This window comes from Rhizobium sp. 01N424 (assembly GCF_056399485.1).
The window spans coordinates 884,385-900,812 of the sequence record NZ_JBFTRK010000001.1; the positions used below are offsets into that span (position 1 = coordinate 884,385).

The window sequence follows — 16,428 nt, forward strand, 5'->3', positions numbered from 1 at the left end:
CGGGCTTTTGCGGCTCGCATGCGGGTTCAAAGTGAAATTCATCATGGCTGCCGAAATCCGGTTTCGGCCTTAATTTGAGAGCGAAGTCATTCATGAAATTTGTTGCGCTTATCGGACTGATAGACGAGGCCGACTGCATTGGCACTTGCATCGACTATCACCTTGCGATCGGCTTCGACCATATTGTCGTCACCGATATCGGATCGACGGACGGCAGTATCGAGATCGTCAAGGATCGCATCGCGGCCACCTCGCGCGTCTCCCTGTTGCACGCGGGCCTCGATCTCCGCAGCACCAACTGGCCCGGACGGATGCTGGAATTTGCCGTTACCGAGCTCAAGCCCGACTATGTGGCGCATATCGATCCCGATGAATTCTGGATCCCCTATGGCGGAACGCTGGCGTCGCTGCGCGATCCCGGCCAGGCCGATGTGATGAGTGTGCGGCGCTACAATGCCGTTCAGAATGTCGATGAGGTCGTCAACGGCCGCCAGCTCGATCCGGCTCGGTTCCGCGAACAGATCGTCTATATCGAACGCGCGCCTGTCGATGCCAACAGCCCGATCGGCACGCCGATCTATTCCGGCGCTATCGGTCCCAAGGTCATGCACCGGGGTGTCGGCGCGCAGCTTTCACTCGGCCATCACTCCGTTGCCAGCCCGCAGCTGAAGACGCAGGTTGTTCCGGAAGATCTTCTGATCCTTCATTTTCCGATCTCGAGCTATGCCAAGTTCGAGCAGAAATACCGGAATGCGGCCGCGACGCTTGCGGCAAATCCGCAAATGCACCCGACCGCCGCCTGGCATTGGCGCCGCCTGGCCAAGGCGATCGAGCAAGGCACGCTCGACGAAGAATATCGCCACCAGCTCTTCAACACGGAGCAGATCGAACGCCTTTCGACATTGGGCCGGGTCGGTCCTCTGGAAGGCGTGTTCGCCCGTCGCGCATAGCTGACGCTCTGCACTGGCGGCGGCCTGTCATCCGGGCCGCCGATTGTGACCATCGGAGGTCAGGCAATGCACAACGCCCGCCCGCACAGCTGTCCTCCAGGTCTGCAGGCAACGTCGTCGTGACCGGAATGGGTGCCGCCAGCGCCATGGCGATCCGGGCACCGACAGCCATGTCGTCTTCGACGCCGAAGGCGTGATGCAGGATCGTGCCGTCGCGGCCGATGAGCACCGAGGAGGGCGTGCCGCGCAATCCGTAGCGGCGCATCGTCACCGGAATGTCCGATTGGCCATCCGCCAAGTCGACGCCGATCGGCGAGGTCAGGCGGTACTCGTGGATAAATGCTTTCAGCGTCACCGGGGGCATCGCTTCGTGATGCTCGAAGACCGTATGCAGGCCGATGACCTGCAGATCTGTGTGGCCGAAGCGCCGTTCGATGCGGCGCACCTGCGGCAGGCTTTCGGCCACGCATCCCGGGCAGAGCAGTTGGAAGCTGTGGAGATAGATCACCCTGCCGCGCAGGCTTTCAAGGGTGAGCGGCGTTTCGGTATTGAACCACTGGCTGACGGCGAGTTCCGGCGCCTTGATGGCGGTTTCGTTCGGCATTGCATTGATCCTTTCGTGAGCCGGCCGGCCCCGGCGCGGTTGCAAACGGCGCATTGAGGGGAGTAAGGCTGGGCGGCTTTCTCTTTTCCATTTGCCTGGAGAGAGGAACATGCCGGTCCGCCGATGGCAGTTGGCGGACCGGCGCCCCCGTTTACTTGGCGGGCATCACCTTGCCGGGAAGGCTGAGATTGCCCGAGGCGACCTTGAAGACATTGTCGACGCAAAGCAGCGGCGAATGCAGGTTGCCATTGATCTTCAACCCGGCGGTGACGCCGTCATAGGATGCGCCCTTGATGCCGCCGATCAGCGACAGCGGGATGGTGACATCGACGGCATCGCCCTTGAGCGCGGTCGGATAGTCCGGGCTGTCGATCAGAAGCGGCACGCCGGGCCAGGTGGCCGGCAGCTTCGGCTTGCTGCCTTCAGGAATGTCACTGACCTTCAGCCCGCCGGCGCAGGCCTTGTCCTCGTTCAGCACCACCCAATGCGGATGCCAGACGGAGCGGTTCTGCTTGCCATAGGCGGCATCGTCGAAATCCGGATGAAAGGTGACGGCGAGCGCGACGATGCCCTTGTCCTTGTCGAAGCCGATATCGCCGCTGTTGAGCGAGGTCGGCCAGACATAGGCATAGACGCCGGATCCTTCGAACTTGCCCGTTGCGGCGGGTTTCTCGCTGCCTGCCTCGCCGCGCACCCGGGTCGAGAAGACGGCGCTATCCCCGGTGGTGGTGATCCGCGTTTCGACGATGTCGAACGCGGCCTTCACCTTGCCGTCGGGCTTTGCATCGACGGAATGGGCTGTGGCGAAATTCGGCGCAAGCGCCAGCGTTCCGGCGATCAGCGCGCCGGTTAGTATAGGCCTGAACATGGTCGTTTCCTTTTCTGTTCCTGTTTGCCTGGAGAGGTCTGCCTATCCTTTTTGAAAGGCGTCCCAGGTGGCAGCCCGGGTTGCCGGATCGGCAGTTTCATGTTCGCGGCAATCGACGCGGAAATCGCGCTGACCGAAGGCCGCATTCACGAAGTCGCAATGATGCGGCTTGGCCGCGTCATCGTGCTGGTAGGGCCGGAAATAGCGGCAGGTGGCGCACATGCGCTGCACCGGTATCGCCTCGGCCTCCTGGAGATGCCGGATCATCTTGACGATCGACATCAGCAAATCTTCCTGTTCCTCAGCGGGCAGGGCGCGTGCCGCCGCCGTGGCCGATCCCTCGGCCGCACTCGCCTCGGCCAGGATCGCGCGTCCCGCGGCTGTCACCGCCACTGCGGCCGCACGCTTGTCTCCGGCCGCTGCCGCCTTTTCGGCATAGCCCTTGCGCTCCAGCGCCGCGATCGAATCCGTCGCCGTCGGCTGCGAGACGCCGAGATGGACGGCGATCTCCTTGACCCGTACCGGCTGGTCGCGCCCGGCGAGGTAATCGAGGATCGCCAGCTGCGTCGGCTTCAGGCCGGTCGCTTCGGCGCGCGTCCACTCGTCGCTGCGCATCGCCACGGCCAGGCGCGCAAGCCCTTCGCTGATGCGATGTGAGATCGGGGTCGGGTCCAGAGGCGTTTCCATGGCGCTTATATATAGGAGTCCTATATAAATTCAAGATCTACCTGCGTCTGCTTGGCTCTTTCGTGAAAGCTCACGCAATGATAGGGTAGCCCCCTATATTAAATCGAGAGCAGAGATGTCCCACACCCAGCACCACAAGAAAAAGCTCATCGCCCGTATCAGCCGCCTGAAGGGCCAGCTCGATGCCGTCGAGCGGGCATTGGAGGCCGAGCGGCCCTGCGGCGATATCCTGCAACTGCTGGCCTCGATCCGCGGCGCGCTGAACGGGCTGACCGGCGAAGTGCTGGACGATCACCTGCACGAACACGTCCTGCACGCCGCCGATGAGAAGGCGCGGGCGGAAGCTGTCGAAGAAATTTCGGAAGTGCTGCGGACCTATATCCGCTAGAGACCTGAGGACTGCGCAATGACTGCGAACACGCTTGAACATGACCACGTTTTCCTGGGAGCCGATCACGACCGCAACGAACGCCGCATCTGGCTGGTGATCGCGCTGACGGCCGTCATGATGGCCGTCGAGATCGGGGCGGGGACCTATTACGGCTCGATGGCGCTGGTCGCCGATGGCTGGCACATGTCCACCCATGCCAGCGCGCTCCTGATCTCCGCCTGCGCCTATCTCTACGCCCGCAGGCAGGCGCATAATCCGCGCTTCACTTTCGGCACCGGCAAGCTCGGCGATCTCGCCGGCTTCGCCAGCGCCATCATCCTCGCCATCATTGCCCTGCTAATGGCCTGGGAGAGCTTTCTGCGCATCACCCATCCGGTGCCGATCAGCTTCTCGCAGGCAATCGGCGTCGCCGTCGCCGGTCTCGGCGTCAATCTCGTCAGCGCCTGGCTTCTGAGAGGCGAGGGCCATCATCACGGCCATAGCCATGGCCATGATCACGGTCACCATCACCACGGCGATCACGCCCATCACGGTCATTGTGGTCATGGCGCCGACAACAATATGCGCGCCGCCTATATCCACGTCATCGCCGATGCGCTGACCTCGGTGCTTGCCATTGCCGCACTCGCGCTTGGCAGCGTCTATGGCTGGCTGTGGCTCGATCCGCTGATGGGCATCGTCGGCGGCGTGATCATTGCGCAATGGTCCTTCGGCCTGATGAAATCCTCCGGCCGCGTGCTGCTCGATGCGATGGAAGAGAACGAGGATCTGCCCGGCGATATACGCAAGCTGATCGAAACCGGCGGCGACCGCATCACCGACCTGCATGTCTGGCAGGTCGGTCCCGGCCACCACGCGGCAATCGTCGCCCTCGTCAGCCCCGATCCGCAGCCGCCGGAAACCTACAAGGCGAAGCTTCAGGCGCTCGGCGAATTGTCGCATGTGACCGTCGAGGTCAGCTGTGCAAGGGTTGCGGCCTAAGGAACTTTTTGGGCGCGGCGGGATCGCGCCACAATCGCTCCTTAATTCTGTCCTCCGGTGATTCTGCCGGAGGATTTCATGCCCATTGCCCTGTCCCGCCGGAGCCTGCTCGTCAGCTCTGCGCTTCTCTATCCCTCGCTCATGCTGACGCTGCCTGCGCGTGCCGATGACGACGATGTCGATCAGCAGCTGGCGGCACTGGAAAAGCGCACCGGCGGCCGTCTCGGCGTCTCGGTCATGGACACCGGCACCAATGTCAGCTTCACCAACCGGGAGACCGAACGGTTCCCGCTGCTCAGCACCTTCAAGGTTCTGGCCGCGGGCATGGTGCTCGCCCGGGTTGACGGCGGCGACGAAAACCTGGAGCGCCGTGTCACCTACGATCGGGACAAGCTCGTCACCTATTCGCCCGAGACGGAAAAGCATGTCGGCGCCGAAGGCATGACGGTCGGCGAACTCTGTAAGGTGGCGATCACGCTCAGCGACAACACCGCCGGCAACCTGCTGCTCGACAGTCTCGGCGGTCCCGAGGCGCTCACCAAATGGCTGCGCTCGATCGGCGACACGTCGAGCCGTCTGGACCGCATCGAGACCGAGCTCAACGAAGCGAAGAAGGATGATCCGCGCGACACGACGACGCCGGATGCGATGCTCGATACGCTGGGCAACTTGGCGCTTGGCACGGTTCTGTCGGAGCCCTCGCGCCAACAGCTGATCGACTGGATGATCGCCAACACCACGGGCGCTGCCCGCCTGCGCGCCGGCCTGCCGGAGGAGTGGAAAGTGGGCGACAAGACCGGTACCGGCAGCAACGGCTCCGCCGCCGATATCGCCATCATCTGGCCTGAGGAAAGCGCCTCGCCGATCCTCGTCGCCGTCTATGTCGCCGAGGCGAACGTTCCGGTCTCTGAGCTCAATGATGTCTTTGCCGAGGTGGCCAAGCTCGCCGCAGGCATGCTGCAATAATCAAATCCCATCAAAGAGATCGGGCGGAGATGTGAATCTCCGCCCGATCTCTTTGAATCAGAATCTGAAGTCTGAAAGCGGCGCTTACTGGGTCTCGGAACCGCTCTCGGAGGCGCCCTGTGGCACGTCGGCCACCGCCGTCTTGCCATCGTCGTCGATGCCCGTCAGCTGCTGCTTGATCGCATCGGCGATCTGCTTTTCGATCGCCGCCCGCGCATCCGGATCCATCCCCTTGAGGCTTTCCTCGCTGAGGCCCATCTGATCGAGAACGCTCTTGCGGATCTTCTCCGCCGGCGTCATGTCGGCGTAATCGTGAAATTCCTTAAGCAGCGCATCGTGCTTCTGCTTGGCCTCGATATCGGCCTGGCTCTCTTCCTTGATCGTCGTATCCGGCGCGCTCTGCATCGACCACATGACGCTGGAGATCGACGGCGCCGTATAGCTCGGCGCCATCCCGCCCCCGGTCTCCCGCCCGCTGCTTTCCACCTGCAGCGGCGCGCCCTGTTGCTGCCTGGTACGCTGGTCGCTCGAAAGATTATAGGGATTGAAAAGGCTTAGAACACTGCCACCAATTTCCATGAAAAGGACTCCCTTGAATATTGCGGGAACCATCGGTGCCGAAGCCTGCGCGAAGCTGGATCTGCTTATTTAAGGTTGTGCTGAAGGAGTGAGGATGCTGAAGAATATATAACGAGGGACACCAAAGAGTGCCCCTCGTTCCGTCTGTTACGGCAACGTATACCCAATCACATAATCCCCGGGCTTGGTCCCCACCGAGCCATGCCCGCCGGCAACCATCACCACATACTGCTTGTTATCAGACGTGGTGTAGGTCATCGGCGTTGCTTGGCCACCGGCAGGCAGGCGGGCCTGCCACAGTTGTGCCCCGCTGGTGACGTCATAGGCGCGCAGGTAGTTATCGACGGCGGCTCCGAGGAACGCGACGCCGCCCTTGGTCATCATCGGGCCGCCGATGCCGGGGACGCCGAGCTTGAAGGGGAGCGGCAGCGGCGTCATGTCGTGGACGGTGCCGTTCTTGTGCATGTAGGCGATCTTGCCGGTGCGCAGATCCACGCCGGCGACATAGCCCCATGGCGGCGCCTGGCAGGGGATGCCGAGCGGTCCGAGGAACGGTCCCATGAACACGCCGTAGGGCGCGCCGTCATTGCGGTTCAGGCCCTGTTCGCTGCCCTTCTCGTCCTGCCCCTTCGGCGGAATGTCGGCGGCCGGAACCAGCCTGGAGGTGAAGGCCAGATAGGTCGGCATGCCGAACAGGATCTGCCGTTCCGGGTCGATGGCGACCGAGCCCCAGTTGAACGTGCCGAAATTGCCGGGATAGACGATCGTGCCCTGTAACGACGGCGGCGTGTAGCGGCCCTCGTATTTGTAGCGGTGGAACTCGATCCTGCAGGCGAGCTGATCGAACAGCGAGACGCCCCACATGTTCTTTTCCTGCAGCGGATCGGGCGAGAAGGTCAGATCGGAAATCGGCTGCGTCGGCGCCGTCTTGTCTTCGGGGATTGCCCCGCCCGGCGCCGGGATTTCCTTGAAGGGAATGATCGCCTCGCCGGTGCGCCGGTCGAGCACATAGAGATCGCCCTGCTTGGTCGGCGCCACCAGCGCCGGCACGACCGAACCGTCAGGCTTCGTCATGTCGAAGAGCACCGGCTGGGCCGGAACGTCCATGTCCCAGAGATCGTGATGGACGAACTGCTGCACCCATTTCAGCTGCCCGCTATTGATGTCGAGCGCCACCACCGAGGAGGAGAATTTCTCGACATTGGCACTTCTGCCCATGCCGAGCTGGTCGGGCACCTGGTTGCCGAGCGGGATGTAGACCATGCCGAGACCTTCATCGACCGAGAGCACCGACCAGCTGTTCGGCGAATTGGTCGTATAGGTCTGCCCCTCCGGTAGCGGCGTGGTGACGTCAGGATTGCCGGAATCCCAGTTCCAGAGCAGCGCGCCGGTATTGATGTCGAAGGCGCGGATGACGCCCGACTGTTCCTGCGTCGAGTAATTGTCATTCACCGCCCCGCCGATGATCAGCTTGTTGCCGACGGCAACGGGCGGCGACGTCGAGTAGTAATAGCCGGCCGGATTGTATTTCATGCCGGTCTGCAGATGCAGCGTGCCCTTGTCGGCAAAGCTCTCGCAGACCTTGCCGTTGGCGGCATCGAGCGCGATCAGCCGGGCATCGGAGGTCGGCAGATAGACGCGGTCGGCGCAGGGCTGGCCTGATGCCGTGGCATTGTCGTGATAATAGGTGACGCCGCGGCAGGTCTGGTGCTGCCGATCCGGGTTCATGCCGGAGTTGGCGTCGAACTTCCATTTCTCCTTGCCGGTCTTGGCGTCGAGCGCGATCGCCCAGTTATGCGGCGTGCAGAGATAGAGCGTGTCGCCCACTTTCAGCGGCGTCACCTGATAGGTGGTCTCGCCGACATCGTCAGGCCGCTTCACGTCGCCGGTCTGGTAGCGCCAGACCTCCTTCAGGTCCTTGACGTTGGTGGCGTTGATCTGGTCGAGCGGCGAATAGCGCTGGCCGAACGGCGTGCGGCCATATTGATGCCATTCGCCGTCAGGCACATCGCCTCCGAAGGGCGGGGCAGCGGCGACGACATCCTTCGGCAGGTCGCCCGAGAGATCATGCGGATCCGTGGTCATCGAGTAACCGGCCACCAGGATGGCGATGATAACAGGCACGCCGAGCGGCCAGGGATTGGTGCTGTAGACGGCGCCGGTAGGGCTCTTGAAGCCGAGCGGACGGCGGATCCACGGCGTCAGCAGCCACAGACCGAGCAGAATGATCAGCCCGCCGCGCGGCCCGAGCTGCCACCAGTCGAAGCCGACCTCCCAGACCGCCCAGATCAGCGCCGCAACGACGAGCGCCGCATAGACCCAGAGCGCCACCGGCTTGCGCATGAGGAGCAGCACGGCAGTGATGATGAACATCGCTCCGGCGAACAGATAGAAGATGCTGCCGCCGAGGATGACGAGCCAGAGCCCGCCGCCGCCAAGCGCGAGGCCAATGAGAAGGAAGAGGATGGAGGTTATGGCAATCGCCATGAAGTGGTCTCCCGCTGAAAGCCGCGTCCGGGGGGGCGGAGCGCGGGCAGGTTCCCGAGGGGGCTCGGGTCGAATGAGAAAGCGCTTGCGGCCCGCTCCCAAGGGCGCCGCCACAAGCATTCTCAACCACATAGAGCGAGGTCTTTGCCTTTCAACCGCCACAATTGCCGCAGTCTGCGCAGGGCAGCCATGCGTCAAACGGGCTGCTGGCGGCGTGCTGCAAAGGCGTCGTTAAAGGCAGCTCACCTGACCGACTGCCTGATAGGCAGCCAAAGTGCAGGCGATCCATCCGAGGGTGAGTATCGTCACATGGCAGGAGGCTGCGAAATATCTGCTTTGCCGAAAGGCCGGAAGAAAGATCGCTGCCGGAACGACGATCAGTCCGTAGCCTGCAAGCAGCATCATGATCCATCCCAGCGGCGGGATGTAAATCGGGAAAATCTGCCAGCAATTCGCGAACTTGTAGGGACCGGCTGTGAGATAGGCGGCGATCGCCAAAGACGCCCATAGCAGGATGTGGGCCGACCACAAAAACCACATCCAGAACTGTCTCATTGCCGCTTCCCGACAGCACGATCGAAGATAGATCCGTCTGCTTATGGCAGTCTTGCCGAAAGACGCAACCAGTCGTGGCAGATTTAGTAAGGGATGATTAATAGAGGCGCGCTTTTCCCTGCCGCGGCGACACCTATAGGCGTCAATGTCGCATTGCGATTTCCAAATCGTGCCGCTATCAGGACCAAGCCTGAGGGCAGGGGTCATATGAAATATCTTGGTCGCAGATTCGAGCAGTGGGCGGTGCGCATTCTATGCGCCATCGCGATCGTGTCCGTCGGCTTTGCCCATCAGGTGCCTGCCGCGGCTGCCTCGCCGTCCGGCCCCGCCGACTATTCCGCCTATGCGCTGCCGGATGGAAGCCTGCCGACGCTCTGCGTCACGGTTACCGATGAGACCGGCAAGAGCCAGCATGGCGCCGATCACAATCATCGCTGCGAGGCCTGCCGCATCAGCGCCACGGCGATGCTGCCGTCTCCGGCCGATCTGTCGGGTGCGCCGCTCGGCTATGCCGTTGCCGAAGCCACGCCGCTGCGCGCCGCCGTATTCCACCGCGATCCGTTCCCGCCGAATACCGGGCCGAGAGCCCCGCCCGCAGATCCAGCGACTGCCTGAACCCGCGCCCCGGCTGTGCAGCCAGGCGTGCTTCGCTTTCGGCTGCGCCGCTGACGCCAGCCATCGATCTGGAACTGTTTCATGTCTTCAATCACCTCCACTGAAACGGTGGAGAGCGCCGTTTCAGGCGTCTCGCTCTATCGTGCCATCTGGCGCTGGCATTTCTTCGCCGGCCTGCTCGCCGTTCCCTTCATGCTCAATCTGGCGATCACCGGTTCGCTCTATCTGTTCAAGGACGAGATCAACGGTAGGGTCTTCGCCTATCGCTATGACGTCACGCCCGCGGGCCAGCCGCTTTCGCCGCAGGCGCTGAGCGATATTGCGGCCGCCTCCGTGCCCGGTTCGATAGCAACCACCTATCGCGACCCGGCCACGCCCGAGCGCTCAGCCATTGTCACCGTCGCAGCGGGCGATCAGTCGACGCTGGTCTTCGTCAATCCCTATGACGGCAAAGTGCTGGATAAGGTCGGCACGACCGAAGAGTTCAACACCGTCGTCAAGCACATCCACAGCCTGGCCTATTTCGGCGGTGCGGCGAACCGGTTGGTCGAGATCGCCGGCGGCTTTGCCATGGTGCTCGTGCTGACAGGCATCTATCTTTGGTGGCCGCGCCGCCAGACGGGCGGGGTGGTCAGCGTCCGCGGCACGCCTTCGCGCCGGGTCTTCTGGCGCGACCTGCATGCGGTGACCGGCGCCTTCGCCGGGCTGCTGATCTTCTTCCTGGCAGCAACCGGCATGCCCTGGTCTGGCTATTGGGGCGCCAATGTCCAGTCCTTCCTCGGCAGCCACGGGATGGGCTATCCGGCCCAGCTCTGGGACGACGTGCCGAAGTCGGCGAAGGTGACCGAGGATATCCTGCCGAAGGTCGGCTGGACCGTCGAGAAGGCGCCGGTGCCGTTGTCGGATATCGCCGCCGCGCAGTCGAAGCCGCCGATCGGTCTCGACCGCGCCGTCGAGATCGCCAAGGCCGCAGGCATGACGCCGGGCTTCGACATGGCGATCCCCTCGACCGAGGCGGGCGTCTATACCGCCGCCATCTTCCCCGACGATCTCTCCCGCGAGCGCACCCTCCATATCGACCAATATTCCGGCAAGCCGCTGGTCGATATCAGCTATGGCGCCTATCCCTTCCTCGGCAAGGCGATCGAATGGGGCATCAACGTCCATCAGGGGCAGGAGTGGGGTCGCTTCAACCAGTTGCTGATGCTCGCCACGTGTCTCGCGATCATCCTCTCCTGCGTCACCGCCGTCATCATGTGGTGGAAGCGCCGCCCCGCCGGCCGCGTCGGCGTGCCGCCGCTGCCGCCGCAGCGCTCGGTCTATATCGGCCTTTGGGTCATCGCCGTCATCTTCGGCATCGCCTTCCCGCTAACCGGCCTCGCGATCCTTTCGATGATCGCCTTCGACCAGCTCGTCATCCGCGTCGTGCCGCCGCTCCGGCGCGCCTTTTCGTGAGGGAGATCATCATGAAGCCAGTCTTGATCCTGATCACCGCCGCTCTCTCCCTGTCCGCGCCTATGGCGTCTGGCGCTGCGACGATGCAGATGCCCGACGGCACGACGATGGACATGCCGATGGATCAACCGCCATCCGGCGATCCGCAGCAGCTGATTCCCGATGTGCTCAAAACCATGTTCGAAACCCCGGACAAACCGCTCGCCATCGGCCCGGTCGCCGTCCACGGCCTCTGGGCGATCGCCGGCTGGCAACAGGACGGCCGCGGCGGCCGCATCCTGCTGCAGAACGGCGAGCACGGCTGGCGTCCGATCCTCTGCAGCGGCGATGCGATCCGCGATGCGGCCGGTCTCGAAAAGGCCGGCGTTCCCGCCGACGTGGCGCCGGCGTTGGCGGCTGCTCTTAGAGATGCCGAAGCACAAGCAGATCCGAAGATTTTACAGGCCTTTGCCAGTTTCGAGGGAACGGTGACACTCGGTGCGACCACTGCCGCGGCCGCACATTCAGGTCACGAAGGTCACGGAAAGTAGCGTGTCAGCAGCTTAAAACGCGACGTCCCTTCTCCCCAGCGGGGAGAAGGTGCCCGAAGGGCGGATGAGGGGGCTCCAAGCCGCAGCGCTCGCTCCCAACATCAAGTCCCGCAAAACGTCTGCAGCACCCGCTCTTCCAGCTTCGGCGGCGCCATATAGGCCGCAAATGCCGGCTGATCCTCATACGGCTTCGCCAGCACCTGAATCAGCGCCTCGAACAGCGAGAAATCCCCATCGTCCATGGCGGCATTGATCGCCTGCTCGATCCGGTGATTGCGCGGAATGAAGGCCGGGTTGACCGCAAGCATCGCAGCGCGCCGGGCATCCGCTGTCTGCGGATCGCGGGCCAGCCTTTCGCGCCAGCCCGCCAGCCAGCCCAGTGCCTCGCCGATCCCGTCGAATGTCGATAGAAATTCGCCTTCCTCGGCATCGTCACCGGCAAGCGCCGACAGCCGCCGGAAGGCCAGCGTGAAATCCGCCTGTCCGGCCTGCATCGCTGCCAAGAGCGCCTGAACCAGCGTCAGATCGCCGTCCTCCTCGGACACAAGCCCGATCTTCTTGCGCATGCCATCAAGCCAATGCGCCTGGAACCGCGCGCCGTAACCCTTGATCACGGTATTGGCGAGATCCACCGCCTTGTCCTGATCCTCGTGGAAGAGCGGGATCAACGTCTCGCCGAGCCGCGCCAGGTTCCACTGGCCGATGCCCGGCTGGTTGGCATAGGCATAGCGGCCCTGCTGGTCGATCGAGGAAAACACCGTGCCGGGATCATAGGCATCCATGAAGGCGCAGGGGCCGAAATCGATCGTCTCGCCCGAAACCGTCATGTTGTCGGTATTCATCACCCCATGAATGAAGCCGACATGCAGCCAGCGGGCAATCAGCCCCGCCTGCCGCTCGGCAATCGCTTCGAACAGTGCCAGATAGCGATTGTCCGCGCCGGCCACCTCCGGATAGTGCCGCTCGATCACATGGTCGGAAAGCGCCCTGACGCCATCGGTATCGCCGCGGGTGGCGAAGAACTGGAAGGTGCCGACGCGGATATGGCTCGCCGCTACCCGGGTAAACACCGCACCCGGCAGTACCCGCTCGCGATAGACGGGCTCGCCGGTCGAGACCGCGGCCAGCGCCCGCGTCGCCGGAATGCCGAGCGCAAACATCGCCTCGCTGACGATATATTCGCGCAGCACCGGGCCGATCGCTGCGCGGCCATCGCCGCGGCGCGAAAACGGCGTCTGCCCCGCGCCCTTCAGCTGGATGTCGCGGCGCTTGCCGTCGCGGTCGACAACCTCGCCAAGGAGGATCGCCCGCCCGTCGCCGAGCTGTGGGTTGAACTGGCCGAACTGATGCCCGGAATAGGCCATCGCCAGGGGATCGGCGCCGTCAGGTATCAGGTTGCCCGAAAAGATCGCCGCCCCATCCCGCTTCAAGACTTCGACATCAAGCCCGAGTTCCGCCGCCAGGGGCTCGTTGAGCTTGATCAGCCAGGGCTCGGCGGCCTGTGAGGGCATCTGCCGCGCAAAGAAATGTGAGGGCAGCCGGGCATAGCTGTTGTCGAACGGGAATGCGGCGCCATCGGGCGCGGTCTTTGAAGGTGCGGAGCTCATGCTCAATAGGTAGGGCCGGGCCGGGGGAGGCGCAAGCTGCTTCTATTGTTCACTCTAGGCCGGAACATAGGTGAGCCGCACCACATCGCCTGCAATCCGCTCATGCGCCACAAGCTTCAACGGTGGCCGCGCCCCGGTAAAGAACGGCCGCCCATGCCCGAGCACGGCCGGATGCACGTAGAGCCGGTATTCATCGATCAGCCCGCTTGCCGCAAGATTACCCGCGAGCACCGGCCCGGCGATCGTCATCTCCCCCTCACGCTCCGCCTTCAGCCCGGCAATCGTCGCCTCGACATCGCCGCTGACCAAAGTGGCATTCGGCCCGACCTCCGTCAGCGTCCGCGACACCACCCATTTCGGCAGCTTGCGCCACGCCGCCGCAAACGCCCGGTGCGCATCATCCCAGCCTTCCTGATCATCGTCCCAGTAGCGCATCAGCCCATACATCGTCCGCCCATAGACGGTGGCGCTCAGCCCCTCGGTCCTCTCCACCCAATGCTGAAACAACGGCTCCGGCGCCATCCGATCATGATCGACATAGCCATCCAGCGACTGGTTCATTTCAAAGACAAGCTTCGCCATGCTGAAAACCTCCACCTGGGGTGGAGTGTAGCGGGAAAGGGCGGTGGGTGGAATGAGCAGGGCTTCTCTACCTCGCTTGTAGCTCGTGCGGTTTTCCCTTATTCTGCGATCATGAACTCAAGGTTGCAGACCATGAAGCCGCTTAGCATCATGATTCCCGAAGATCTGGACGACGCACTTCGAGCCAAAATCGAAGAGGGACGTTTTTCGTCTTCCAGTGAGATTGTCGAAGTTGCGTTGCGTCGTTGGCTCGACGATGAGGACGATTATGAGCAGCGGATGGACTCCATTCGCGCGCGGGTCAAAGCGTCGCTCGATGATCCTCGTCCGGATCTGAGCAGCGAAGAGGTCGGCGCATGGATAGAACGGCTGGCCTCTGAATCGCATTGATGGCGAGCATGAAGCGCTATCGTGTTAGCTATCGAAATTCGGCACAAGATGATCTCTTGGTGATCTACCGTGCCATCGTCGAAGTCAGCCAGAACCGCCAGACAGCCACCAACTATCTAAGAAGACTGAGAGATCGTTGTGACAAGATTGGCGATGCTCCTTTCGCAGGCGTGGCACGGCCTGACATTGGACCGGGCTTGCGCATGGCGGTTTTCGAACGGCGCATTGTCATCCTCTATGCGGTCGAGAGAGATACTGTGAGGATCGTGAACATCCTCTCCGGCACCCGCGATTACGCCACCCTCTTGCACCCTCCCAAGTAGCCATTCGGTTACTTCATGCCAGCATTGTCTAAAATGCATGCCTTTGCCACATTTGCGGGCGTATACACGGTGTTATCTCCCTTGTGGCATCATGCCATTTCACATCTGCGGCCCTGTCGTCCTTTCATGGCTTCGCCGCGTCTTTGCGAGTGATCCCTGCTGATGCCGGATCAGATATTCCACCCCGTTCGCACCGAGCGGGCTGCCCCGAATTTTCGCACGATCGCCTTGATCGTCGCGAGCGCCATGCTGATGGAAAACGTCGATGCCACGGTGCTGGCAACGGCGCTGCCGACCATGGCGCGCGATTTCGGCGTCGATGCGCCGTCGATGAGTATCGCGCTCACCTCCTATCTGCTCAGCCTCGCCATCTTCATCCCCGCCAGCGGCCGCATGGCCGACCGCTTCGGCTCGCGCACCGTCTTCCGCTCGGCGATCGCCGTCTTCGTTGCCGGGTCGATCGCCTGCGCGCTGGCGCCGAACCTCTTCCTGCTGGTCGTTGCCCGGCTCATTCAGGGCGCCGGCGGCGCCATGATGATGCCGGTCGGGCGTCTGGTCTTGATGCGTAGCGTCGCCCGCAAGGACATGGTCAATGCCATGTCGTGGCTGTTGATCCCGGCGCTGATCGGCCCGATCGTCGGTCCGCCGCTCGGCGGTTTCATCGTTACCTATCTCGACTGGCGCTGGATCTTCTACATCAACGTGCCGATCGGCATCGTCGGCTTCATCCTCGTGTCGATCTTTATCGACGAGGTGAAGGGCAAGGCGATCGGCCCCTTCGATACGGTTGGCTTCATCCTGTCAGGGATCTCGCTCGGCTCGCTGCTCTTCGGTTTCGAAATGTCGAGCCGCGAGGGCGAGGCCTCAATGGCGGTGTTCCTGATTGCCATCGGCCTGCTGTTCGGCATCGGCTATCTCCGCCATGCCCGCAAGCACCCGTCGCCGATCATGGATTTCTCGCTGATGAAGGTGCCGACCTTCGGCACCTCGGTCATTGCCGGTTCGCTGACGCGCATCACGCAAGGGGCGCAGCCCTTCCTGCTGCCGCTGCTCTTCCAGGTCGGTTTCGGCATGTCGGCGGCCACCGCCGGCCAGATCGTCATCGCCACCGCGATCGGTTCGATGGCGATGAAGCCGCTGTCGGGCCCGGTCTTCCGCCGCCTCGGCTTCCGCAACAGTCTGATCATCAACGGCCTGCTCGGCACATTGGGCTATGGCCTCTGTGCCGCCTTCAGCCCGGCCTGGCCTGTCGGCGTCATGTTTGCGGTGCTGACGCTCAGCGCCTTCTTCCTGTCGTTCCAGTTCATGGCCTATAACACGATCGCCTATGACGAGATCAGCCATGAGCGCATGAGCTCGGCCACCAGCTTCTACACCACCTTCCAGCAGCTGATGCTGTCGCTCGGCATCTGCATCGGCGCGCTGGCGCTGCATGCCTCGATGACCGCGACAGGCAGCGAGCAGCCGAAACTGCACGATTTCTCCGCCGCCTTCATCGTCGTCACCATCATCTCGCTGGCCGCCACGATCTGGAACCTGCGCTTCACGCCGAATGCCGGTTCGGAGATCAGCGGTCACCGCTGCAAGGATGCGGTGGCGGCTGCCGAGCACTAGGCAATTCCGGGTGCCATCCGCACCCGGAGTCTCGTTCCGTCATTCGCAACTCGACCGCCGCCCATGCGGGCCGATGCCGATATCGCGGAGCAGGTGGCTGTCGAACGCCTCGAAGGGCGTCAGCCCGGCATCGGCGAATTGCCGTGCCTTGCTCCTGGTTTTCGGCCAGACGGGGTGGTGCAGGATCATCCGCAGCAGCCGCTTCGGCCGCAGCTTCTTGCGCAGCGTCGTCATCGCGTTACCC

Annotated in this window: 18 protein-coding genes and 1 pseudogene; 10 read left to right on the forward strand and 9 right to left on the reverse strand. The window is 63.0% G+C overall.

What is annotated here, in order from left to right:
* The first annotated feature begins 92 nt into the window (after nucleotides 1-92).
* Nucleotides 93-950, forward strand: a complete 858-nt coding sequence (locus AC1DNK_RS04515) for a glycosyltransferase family 2 protein (RefSeq protein ID WP_477939547.1) — start codon at nucleotides 93-95, stop codon at nucleotides 948-950.
* A gap of 130 nt (nucleotides 951-1,080) precedes the next feature.
* On the opposite strand, the pseudogene AC1DNK_RS04520 reads toward AC1DNK_RS04515, so the two are convergent.
* The 3 genes and pseudogenes from AC1DNK_RS04520 to AC1DNK_RS04530 form a co-directional block, all read right to left on the reverse strand.
* Nucleotides 1,081-1,554: pseudogene (locus AC1DNK_RS04520) on the reverse strand (redoxin family protein); the annotation flags it as partial.
* Between the two features lie 151 nt (nucleotides 1,555-1,705).
* Nucleotides 1,706-2,422 carry a hypothetical protein gene (locus AC1DNK_RS04525; RefSeq protein ID WP_477939548.1) on the reverse strand — a complete coding sequence of 239 codons (717 nt, stop codon included), beginning with the start codon at nucleotides 2,420-2,422 and terminating at the stop codon, nucleotides 1,706-1,708.
* Between the two features lie 42 nt (nucleotides 2,423-2,464).
* The gene (locus AC1DNK_RS04530; protein ID WP_477939551.1) at nucleotides 2,465-3,109 is read right to left on the reverse strand and encodes a MarR family transcriptional regulator; all 645 of its coding nucleotides are present in this window, start codon (nucleotides 3,107-3,109) and stop codon (nucleotides 2,465-2,467) included.
* A gap of 115 nt (nucleotides 3,110-3,224) precedes the next feature.
* On the opposite strand from AC1DNK_RS04530, the gene dmeR reads away from it, so the two are divergent.
* From dmeR to bla, 3 genes are all read left to right on the forward strand, one after another.
* The gene (dmeR, locus tag AC1DNK_RS04535) at nucleotides 3,225-3,497 is read left to right on the forward strand and encodes a Ni(II)/Co(II)-sensing transcriptional repressor DmeR (RefSeq protein WP_112517249.1); all 273 of its coding nucleotides are present in this window, start codon (nucleotides 3,225-3,227) and stop codon (nucleotides 3,495-3,497) included.
* A gap of 18 nt (nucleotides 3,498-3,515) precedes the next feature.
* Entirely contained in the window at nucleotides 3,516-4,481 is a 966-nt protein-coding gene (gene dmeF / locus AC1DNK_RS04540) for a CDF family Co(II)/Ni(II) efflux transporter DmeF (protein WP_477939553.1), read from the forward strand.
* Between the two features lie 78 nt (nucleotides 4,482-4,559).
* Nucleotides 4,560-5,447, forward strand: coding sequence for a class A beta-lactamase (bla, locus tag AC1DNK_RS04545; protein WP_477939554.1), 888 nt, complete (start codon nucleotides 4,560-4,562; stop codon nucleotides 5,445-5,447).
* Between the two features lie 84 nt (nucleotides 5,448-5,531).
* On the opposite strand, the gene AC1DNK_RS04550 is transcribed toward bla, so the two are convergent.
* From AC1DNK_RS04550 to AC1DNK_RS04560, 3 genes are all read right to left on the reverse strand, one after another.
* A complete protein-coding gene (locus AC1DNK_RS04550) occupies nucleotides 5,532-6,026 on the reverse strand; it encodes a hypothetical protein (protein ID WP_477939556.1) in 495 nt (164 codons plus the stop codon).
* A 147-nt stretch (nucleotides 6,027-6,173) separates the two neighbouring features.
* Nucleotides 6,174-8,513 carry a glucose/quinate/shikimate family membrane-bound PQQ-dependent dehydrogenase gene (locus tag AC1DNK_RS04555; RefSeq protein ID WP_477939557.1) on the reverse strand — a complete coding sequence of 780 codons (2,340 nt, stop codon included), beginning with the start codon at nucleotides 8,511-8,513 and terminating at the stop codon, nucleotides 6,174-6,176.
* Between the two features lie 231 nt (nucleotides 8,514-8,744).
* Nucleotides 8,745-9,068 carry a hypothetical protein gene (locus tag AC1DNK_RS04560; RefSeq protein WP_477939559.1) on the reverse strand — a complete coding sequence of 108 codons (324 nt, stop codon included), beginning with the start codon at nucleotides 9,066-9,068 and terminating at the stop codon, nucleotides 8,745-8,747.
* 207 nt (nucleotides 9,069-9,275) lie between these two features.
* On the opposite strand from AC1DNK_RS04560, the gene AC1DNK_RS04565 reads away from it, so the two are divergent.
* The 3 genes from AC1DNK_RS04565 (at nucleotide 9,276) to AC1DNK_RS04575 (ending at nucleotide 11,668) form a co-directional block, all read left to right on the forward strand.
* Nucleotides 9,276-9,683, forward strand: a complete 408-nt coding sequence (locus AC1DNK_RS04565) for a hypothetical protein (RefSeq protein WP_477939562.1) — start codon at nucleotides 9,276-9,278, stop codon at nucleotides 9,681-9,683.
* A gap of 81 nt (nucleotides 9,684-9,764) precedes the next feature.
* The gene (locus AC1DNK_RS04570; RefSeq protein ID WP_477939563.1) at nucleotides 9,765-11,138 is read left to right on the forward strand and encodes a PepSY-associated TM helix domain-containing protein; all 1,374 of its coding nucleotides are present in this window, start codon (nucleotides 9,765-9,767) and stop codon (nucleotides 11,136-11,138) included.
* An 11-nt stretch (nucleotides 11,139-11,149) separates the two neighbouring features.
* The gene (locus tag AC1DNK_RS04575; protein ID WP_477939565.1) at nucleotides 11,150-11,668 is read left to right on the forward strand and encodes a copper uptake system-associated protein; all 519 of its coding nucleotides are present in this window, start codon (nucleotides 11,150-11,152) and stop codon (nucleotides 11,666-11,668) included.
* A 101-nt stretch (nucleotides 11,669-11,769) separates the two neighbouring features.
* Here the strand turns inward: AC1DNK_RS04575 and AC1DNK_RS04580 are convergent, their stop codons facing one another.
* The gene (locus tag AC1DNK_RS04580) at nucleotides 11,770-13,275 is read right to left on the reverse strand and encodes a protein adenylyltransferase SelO (protein WP_477939566.1); all 1,506 of its coding nucleotides are present in this window, start codon (nucleotides 13,273-13,275) and stop codon (nucleotides 11,770-11,772) included.
* A gap of 54 nt (nucleotides 13,276-13,329) precedes the next feature.
* Nucleotides 13,330-13,857 (reverse strand): dihydrofolate reductase family protein, encoded by a 528-nt coding sequence (locus AC1DNK_RS04585; protein ID WP_477939568.1) that lies wholly within the window; start codon nucleotides 13,855-13,857, stop codon nucleotides 13,330-13,332.
* 132 nt (nucleotides 13,858-13,989) lie between these two features.
* On the opposite strand from AC1DNK_RS04585, the gene AC1DNK_RS04590 reads away from it, so the two are divergent.
* The 3 genes from AC1DNK_RS04590 to AC1DNK_RS04600 all read left to right on the forward strand — a co-directional run bounded on the left by AC1DNK_RS04590 (nucleotide 13,990) and on the right by AC1DNK_RS04600 (nucleotide 16,184).
* Nucleotides 13,990-14,247, forward strand: a complete 258-nt coding sequence (locus AC1DNK_RS04590; protein WP_162702792.1) for a ribbon-helix-helix protein, CopG family — start codon at nucleotides 13,990-13,992, stop codon at nucleotides 14,245-14,247.
* Nucleotides 14,247-14,570 (forward strand): type II toxin-antitoxin system RelE/ParE family toxin, encoded by a 324-nt coding sequence (locus AC1DNK_RS04595; protein ID WP_477939569.1) that lies wholly within the window; start codon nucleotides 14,247-14,249, stop codon nucleotides 14,568-14,570. The genes AC1DNK_RS04590 and AC1DNK_RS04595 overlap by 1 nt, the downstream gene beginning before the upstream one ends.
* 162 nt (nucleotides 14,571-14,732) lie before the next feature.
* A complete protein-coding gene (locus tag AC1DNK_RS04600; RefSeq protein ID WP_477939570.1) occupies nucleotides 14,733-16,184 on the forward strand; it encodes an MDR family MFS transporter in 1,452 nt (483 codons plus the stop codon).
* A 39-nt stretch (nucleotides 16,185-16,223) separates the two neighbouring features.
* On the opposite strand, the gene AC1DNK_RS04605 is transcribed toward AC1DNK_RS04600, so the two are convergent.
* A complete protein-coding gene (locus AC1DNK_RS04605; protein ID WP_477939571.1) occupies nucleotides 16,224-16,418 on the reverse strand; it encodes a hypothetical protein in 195 nt (64 codons plus the stop codon).
* Between the last annotated feature and the right edge of the window lie 10 nt (nucleotides 16,419-16,428).

Excerpts from the sequence above, each read along its gene's own strand:
- AC1DNK_RS04605 (WP_477939571.1), bottom strand. The coding sequence starts at position 16,418 with ATGACGACGCTGCGCAAGAAGCTGCGGCCGAAGCGGCTGCTGCGGATG.
- AC1DNK_RS04575 (WP_477939565.1), top strand. The coding sequence starts at position 11,150 with ATGAAGCCAGTCTTGATCCTGATCACCGCCGCTCTCTCCCTGTCCGCG.
- dmeF (WP_477939553.1), top strand. The coding sequence starts at position 3,516 with ATGACTGCGAACACGCTTGAACATGACCACGTTTTCCTGGGAGCCGAT.
- AC1DNK_RS04570 (WP_477939563.1), top strand. The coding sequence starts at position 9,765 with ATGTCTTCAATCACCTCCACTGAAACGGTGGAGAGCGCCGTTTCAGGC.
- AC1DNK_RS04590 (WP_162702792.1), top strand. The coding sequence starts at position 13,990 with ATGAAGCCGCTTAGCATCATGATTCCCGAAGATCTGGACGACGCACTT.
- AC1DNK_RS04525 (WP_477939548.1), bottom strand. The coding sequence starts at position 2,422 with ATGTTCAGGCCTATACTAACCGGCGCGCTGATCGCCGGAACGCTGGCG.
- AC1DNK_RS04585 (WP_477939568.1), bottom strand. The coding sequence starts at position 13,857 with ATGGCGAAGCTTGTCTTTGAAATGAACCAGTCGCTGGATGGCTATGTC.
- AC1DNK_RS04530 (WP_477939551.1), bottom strand. The coding sequence starts at position 3,109 with ATGGAAACGCCTCTGGACCCGACCCCGATCTCACATCGCATCAGCGAA.
- AC1DNK_RS04550 (WP_477939556.1), bottom strand. The coding sequence starts at position 6,026 with ATGGAAATTGGTGGCAGTGTTCTAAGCCTTTTCAATCCCTATAATCTT.
- AC1DNK_RS04600 (WP_477939570.1), top strand. The coding sequence starts at position 14,733 with ATGCCGGATCAGATATTCCACCCCGTTCGCACCGAGCGGGCTGCCCCG.
- AC1DNK_RS04595 (WP_477939569.1), top strand. The coding sequence starts at position 14,247 with ATGGCGAGCATGAAGCGCTATCGTGTTAGCTATCGAAATTCGGCACAA.
- AC1DNK_RS04515 (WP_477939547.1), top strand. The coding sequence starts at position 93 with ATGAAATTTGTTGCGCTTATCGGACTGATAGACGAGGCCGACTGCATT.
- AC1DNK_RS04580 (WP_477939566.1), bottom strand. The coding sequence starts at position 13,275 with ATGAGCTCCGCACCTTCAAAGACCGCGCCCGATGGCGCCGCATTCCCG.
- AC1DNK_RS04555 (WP_477939557.1), bottom strand. The coding sequence starts at position 8,513 with ATGGCGATTGCCATAACCTCCATCCTCTTCCTTCTCATTGGCCTCGCG.
- bla (WP_477939554.1), top strand. The coding sequence starts at position 4,560 with ATGCCCATTGCCCTGTCCCGCCGGAGCCTGCTCGTCAGCTCTGCGCTT.
- AC1DNK_RS04565 (WP_477939562.1), top strand. The coding sequence starts at position 9,276 with ATGAAATATCTTGGTCGCAGATTCGAGCAGTGGGCGGTGCGCATTCTA.
- dmeR (WP_112517249.1), top strand. The coding sequence starts at position 3,225 with ATGTCCCACACCCAGCACCACAAGAAAAAGCTCATCGCCCGTATCAGC.
- AC1DNK_RS04560 (WP_477939559.1), bottom strand. The coding sequence starts at position 9,068 with ATGAGACAGTTCTGGATGTGGTTTTTGTGGTCGGCCCACATCCTGCTA.